This window comes from Micromonospora sp. ABR4_055 (assembly GCF_056160425.1).
This window is the reverse complement of the sequence record NZ_JBSWXD010000350.1, coordinates 1-602: the sequence shown is the minus strand read 5'-3', so window position 1 is coordinate 602 and position 602 is coordinate 1. Positions and strand designations below refer to the sequence as shown.

The 602-nt window shown below is 64.1% G+C and carries 1 protein-coding gene; it reads right to left on the bottom strand.

What is annotated here, in order from left to right; genetic code table 11:
* Positions 1-135 precede the first annotated feature (135 nt).
* Positions 136-360 carry a 50S ribosomal protein L31 gene (rpmE, locus tag ACXAHD_RS32340; protein WP_281551374.1) on the bottom strand — a complete coding sequence of 75 codons (225 nt, stop codon included), beginning with the start codon at positions 358-360 and terminating at the stop codon, positions 136-138.
* Between the last annotated feature and the right edge of the window lie 242 nt (positions 361-602).

Here is a 602-nt window from a genome sequence, read left to right as displayed (position 1 = left end):
CACTTGGAGAGGAGCCCGTTCAGGCGCTCGCTGCTCACCCAATTCCTCTTTCCTCCTGTTGGAGAAAACCGGAACCTTCCAGCCCCCTCGTCCCCCCCCCCCGACCTCGGTCGGAAGCGGGCCCCGCGTGCACAGCTACTTGGCCTTGTTGGCCTTCGCCTTGGCGTACTTCTGCTGGAACTTGGCGACCCGGCCGGCGGTGTCGAGGACGCGCTGCTTGCCGGTGTAGAACGGGTGGCAGGCGCTGCAGGTCTCAGCGTGGATCTTGCCGCTGGGTGCGGTGCTGCGGGTGGTGAAAGATGCGCCGCAGGAGCAGGTGACCTCGGTGGTCACGTACTCCGGGTGGATGTCCTTCTTCACTGATGGTCCTCTCTTCGTCGGTCGCCGGGTCGCCGTCGACGTCGACCGCGCCGTTGCGCGGGCCGACTCTGGCGTGAACCGGAACCTGGCCTGCTGTCAGTCTGCCACGGGCCGTGGCAGCGGGTCGCGGGGGGGGGGGGGGGAGAGGAACCAAGAACCCCAAAAAAAAAAACAAACAGAAAAAACAAAAACAACACCCAACCCCCAACCCCACAGAACAAGCGAAAACCGGAGTAAGCAGC